The organism is Bradyrhizobium sp. P2_E8 (genome assembly GCF_056403875.1).
Genome location: NZ_JBFUES010000541.1, coordinates 1 through 5,096, shown reverse-complemented (window position 1 = coordinate 5,096; position 5,096 = coordinate 1). Strand labels below are relative to the sequence as shown.

The window sequence follows — 5,096 nt, the reverse complement described above, 5'->3', positions numbered from 1 at the left end:
CACCGAGCGCGCCTACAACATGTAACTCTCCTCCCGGGGCGCGGTCTCTTCGGAGGCCGCGTCCACAACTACGGTTTGGGCACATACCCGGCAATGCCCCGACCGTTGAGGGGCTCCAGCGCAAGTTGGAGCCCCTTTCTTTTTGCCTGATCCCGGCGAAGAAAAAGATTGCCATTCCGGACAACGGGCGCAGAAATATCGACCACAACGAACAACAAACCGGGAGGTCGCCATGCGTTTGGAAGGTGGATGCTATTGCGGCGAGGTGCGCTATGTGGCCGAAGGCGACCCGATGATGCAGGCGCAGTGTCATTGCCGCGAGTGCCAGTACATCTCGGGCGGCGCGCCCAACACCTTCATCGCGATGCCGGCGGCCGGCTTCAGCTACATCATCGGGCAGCCCAAGCAATTCACCCGCAAGGACCTCGAGCGCGCCGTGACGCGCGAGTTCTGCGCCGAATGCGGCACCCATCTGGTGACCAAGGTTCCGGGCCTTCCCGCCGCGATCGTGAAGGTCGGTACGCTGGACGAGCCGGAGCAGTTCCATCCGCAGATGGCGATCTACACCTGCGACAAGCAGGAATTCCACGCGATCCCCGCCGGCATGGCGACGTTCGAGAAGCTACCGGGACACTGAACGCCTATACCGCGAAACTCGTCATGCCCGGGCTCGTCCCGCCTGCGCGGCCGAAGCTGCTCCGGCGAGGCGAAGCCCCGGGCATCCACGTTCTTTGACGCGGCCGGAAAGGCCGTGGATGGCCGGGACCGGCCTGGCCATGACGTCGCCGAAATATCCACGTCCCGACAGGAGTATGATCAAGCTCCGCGAGCCGCCTCGAACCGGCGCCATGCATCCCGTTGTTATCCGGCCCCAAAATTCCCGCTCTGGACGGGGGCGGCGACCGATGGTTAATCGCGTCTTAACCTCGCCCTATCTATGGTGAACTGAACCGCTTCCCGCCGGCGCCTTGGTGCGACCGGCTGTTCCAAGAGTGCTGGCGTCCAGAATGGCTATGATCGCTTCATCCCGTGCGCCCCTGGAAGCTGGAAGCTCCGACAGCGAACGCTCGCCCTTCGTCCGGCTGAACGAGCTGCTGGCACCCCATCAGCCCGGCAAGCCCTTGATTACGCTTGCAGTCGGCGAGCCCCAGCATCCCGTGCCTGATTTCGTCGGCCCGGTGCTGGCCAAGCACATCGCCGATTTCGGCCGTTACCCGATGAACCAGGGCACCGAACCGTTCCGGAAAGCGGCGAGCGCCTGGTTGTCGTCGCGCTTCAAGCTGCCGCGGCCGCTCGACCCCGCGGGCGAGATTCTCGTCCTCAATGGCAGCCGCGAGGGGCTGTTCCTCGCCGCGATCACGGCCGCGCGCTATGTCGGCCCGCGCCCCGGCAAGCCCGCCATCCTGATGCCGAACCCGTTCTATCCGGTCTACGGCGCCGGCGCCCGCGCCGCGGCCTGCGAGCCGGTCTATCTGCCGACCACCGTCGAGAACGGCTTCCTGCCCGATCTCGACGCCATCGACGAGGCGACGCTGGCGCGCACCGTCGCGTTCTACCTCGCCTCGCCCGCCAATCCGCAGGGCTCGGTCGCCAAGCCCGATTATTTCAGGCGGTTGAAGCAGCTCGCCGACCGCTACGGCTTCGTCATTCTCAGCGACGAGTGCTATTCGGAGATCTACACCCGCGAGGCTCCGGGCAGCGCGCTCGAATGGGCCGGCCCCGATTTCACCCGCGTGGTTGCGTTCCAGTCGCTGTCGAAGCGCTCCAACCTGCCGGGCCTGCGCGTCGGCTTCGCCGCCGGCGACAAGAAATTCATCGGCATGTTCCTCGAGCTGCGCAACATCGCAGCGCCGCAGGTGCCGGTGCCGCTCCAGCATGTCGCCACCGTCGCCTATGGCGACGAAGCGCATGTCGAGGAGAATCGCAGGCTCTACCGGATCAAGTTCGACCTCGCCGACCAGATCATCGGCAATCGTTACGGCTATCGCCGGCCCGACGGCGGCTTCTGCGTCTGGCTCAACACGTCCGAGCTCGGCGACGACGTATCCATCACGCTCAGGCTCTTCAAGGAAGCCGGCGTGCGCGTGGTGCCCGGCAGCTATCTGGCGCGGCTCCAGCCCGACGGCTTCAATCCCGGCGCAGGCTACATCCGCCTCGCGCTGGTGCAGGATGGCGAGACCACGGCACAGGCGCTGCACCGCCTGGTCGAGACTCTGGGTTAGGCGGGGCCCGTGAGCATGTCGGCAATCGAACGTGTCATTCCACTGGTCGGCCATCTGCCGCCGTCGATCCGCGAGGCGCTGACGCGGCGCGTGCGCGAGCTCGCCGGCCTCGGCCTGATCGCGCTGTCGGGGCTCGCCTCGGCCGCGCTCATGACCTGGTCGGTGCAGGATGCAAGCCTCAGCCACGCGACCTCGCGGCCGATCCGCAACATCCTCGGCTATGCCGGCGCGATCGGCGCGGACCTTGCGATGCAGATCCTCGGGCTCGGCGCGATCATGCTGGTCCTGACGGTCGCGGTCTGGGGCTGGCGCATGATGACCCATCGCCCGTTCGACCGCGAGGCGCTGCGGCTCGGCTCCTGGATTCTCTGCACCGTGATCGCCGCGGGCTTTGTCAGCTGCTGGCCGCACGGCGGCGCATGGCCGCTGCCGACCGGACTCGGCGGCGTGGTCGGCGATGCCCTGGTGCGCGCGCCCGCGGTGATTTTCGGGCCGCCCGGCACGATCTATCGCACGGTGCTCGGTGTGATCCTGTTCGCGGCGATGGCCGCGACTTTCCTGATCGCCTGCGGTCTTGGCGCGCGCGAGCATGACGACGAGCTCGCCGAGATCGAGGATGACGACAAGCCGCTCGATGAAGACGAGGAGAGCGATCGCGGTTCGGTGTCGCTGGGCTGGCTTTTCCATGCGCTGATGAGCACCAAGGCACGCCTGATCTGGCTGTGTGGTGCCGCTTACCGCTCGCTGGTCTCGAGCGGGCCGAAGACCAAGGTCGCTGCGTTCAGCCGCCAGGAGCCGAATCTCGGCGGCCGCGCCGCGCCCCCGATCTCGCCGCAGTCCGAAGACGAGGACTACGAGCACGAGGAAGAGGAAGACGAGGAGGAAGAGGAGGAGCCTGCCGCGCGCGCGCCGCGCAAGAAGGCTGCTCCGAAGGCTGCGGCCAAGAAATCCTCCGACAAGTTCGAGCTTCCGTCCGTGTCAGTGCTCGCTGCGCCCAAGGCCGGTGATCGCCAGCCGCTCAGCAAGGCCGAGCTGGAAGCCAATTCGCGCGCGCTCGAAGGCGTGCTGCAGGACTTCGGCGTGCGCGGCGAGATCGTGAAGGCCAATCCGGGTCCCGTCGTCACGCTGTACGAGCTGGAGCCGGCGCCYGGCATCAAATCGTCGCGCGTGATCGGACTTGCCGACGACATCGCCCGCTCGATGAGCGCGCTGTCGGCGCGCGTCGCTGTCGTGCCCGGCCGCAATGCCATCGGCATCGAACTGCCGAACGCCCATCGCGAAAAGGTCTATCTGCGCGAGCTGCTGGTCGCCAAGGAAACCGTCGACACGGTTGCCAAGCTGCCGCTCTGCCTGGGCAAGACCATCGGCGGCGACCCCGTCATCATCGACCTCGCGCGCACCCCGCACATGCTGATCGCCGGTACCACCGGCTCGGGCAAGTCGGTCGCCATCAACACCATGATCCTCAGCCTGGTCTACCGGCTGCGTCCGGACCAGTGCCGCCTGATCATGGTCGATCCGAAGATGCTCGAACTCTCCGTCTATGACGGCATTCCCCATCTGCTCACGCCGGTCGTGACCGACCCGAAGAAGGCCGTGGTCGCGCTGAAATGGGCCGTGCGCGAGATGGAAGAGCGCTACAAGAACATGGCCAAGCTCGGTGTGCGCAACATCGACGGCTACAACACGCGCCTGCTCGAGTTGAAAGCCAAGGGCGAGGAGCCGACGCGCACGGTACACACCGGCTTCGACAAGGAGACCGGCAAGGCGATCTACGAGGAAGAGAAGCTCTCGCTCGACCCGCTGCCCTACATCGTCATCATCGTCGACGAAATGGCCGACCTGATGATGGTCGCCGGCAAGGACATCGAAGGCGCGGTGCAGCGCCTCGCGCAGATGGCGCGCGCCGCCGGCCTGCACGTGATCCTGGCGACGCAGCGTCCGTCGGTCGACGTCATCACCGGCACCATCAAGGCGAACTTCCCGACCCGCATCGCCTTCCAGGTCACCTCCAAGATCGACAGCCGCACCATCCTGGGCGAGATGGGCGCCGAGCAGCTGCTCGGCCAGGGCGACATGCTCTACATGGCCGGCGGCGGCCGCATCAGCCGCGTGCACGGGCCGTTTGCGTCGGACGACGAAGTCGAGAAGGTGGTGCGCCACCTCAAGACCCAGGGCCAGCCGGAATATCTCGAGGCTGTCACGGCCGAAGAGCCGACCGAGGACGAGGACGGCGGCGCCGTGTTCGACGCCAGCGGCATGGGCGCGGATGGCGGCGGCGATCTATTCCAGCAGGCCGTTGCCATCGTCAAACGCGACCGCAAGGCCTCGACCAGCTACATCCAGCGCCGCCTGCAAATCGGCTATAACCGCGCCGCATCGCTGATGGAGCGCATGGAACTGGAAGGCATTGTCGGTCCCGCCAACCACGCCGGCAAGCGCGAGATCCTGGTCGAGGAAGAAGACAGCCATATGTGAGGCGAGCCGCCTCAAAACACTATTTCACGCAGAATCGATATCTGCTTTTGCCCGAAATCACGCTAAAAGGCGCCTAGCCATACAGGACGACGCGTTGATCAGACATCCGGACATTCGATTCGCTGCCACCATCGCCGCGCGAAGCGCGCGCGTGGCCGGCGTGCTTCTCGTCACCGCCGCAATGGTGACCGCGGCGTCGTTCGCGCAGACCGTGCCCGTGCCGAAGCCCGCGCCGAAGGGCCGCGATAGCGGTCCGGCCGCCGGCGGGCCCGCGGTCACCGGCGCGACCCAGACGCCGCCAAATCCGATCATCCCGGATCCGCGCCGCAACGTGCCGAGCAGCATCTTCCAGACCTTCGACGCCAGCCAGAAGGCGCAGGCGGCCAAGGTCAGCGC

3 protein-coding genes and 1 pseudogene are annotated in these 5,096 nt (G+C 66.5%); all 4 read left to right on the top strand.

Going from position 1 to position 5,096, the window contains the following annotated elements:
• The first annotated feature begins 232 nt into the window (after positions 1–232).
• A complete protein-coding gene (locus AC1D00_RS25945; RefSeq protein WP_477012607.1) occupies positions 233–637 on the top strand; it encodes a GFA family protein in 405 nt (134 codons plus the stop codon).
• Between the two features lie 370 nt (positions 638–1,007).
• Positions 1,008–2,222, top strand: a complete 1,215-nt coding sequence (locus AC1D00_RS25940) for an aminotransferase class I/II-fold pyridoxal phosphate-dependent enzyme (protein ID WP_477012606.1) — start codon at positions 1,008–1,010, stop codon at positions 2,220–2,222.
• A gap of 9 nt (positions 2,223–2,231) precedes the next feature.
• Positions 2,232–4,700 carry a DNA translocase FtsK gene (locus AC1D00_RS25935; RefSeq protein WP_135178625.1) on the top strand — a complete coding sequence of 823 codons (2,469 nt, stop codon included), beginning with the start codon at positions 2,232–2,234 and terminating at the stop codon, positions 4,698–4,700.
• Between the two features lie 151 nt (positions 4,701–4,851).
• Positions 4,852–5,096: pseudogene (locus AC1D00_RS25930) on the top strand (outer membrane lipoprotein carrier protein LolA); the annotation flags it as partial.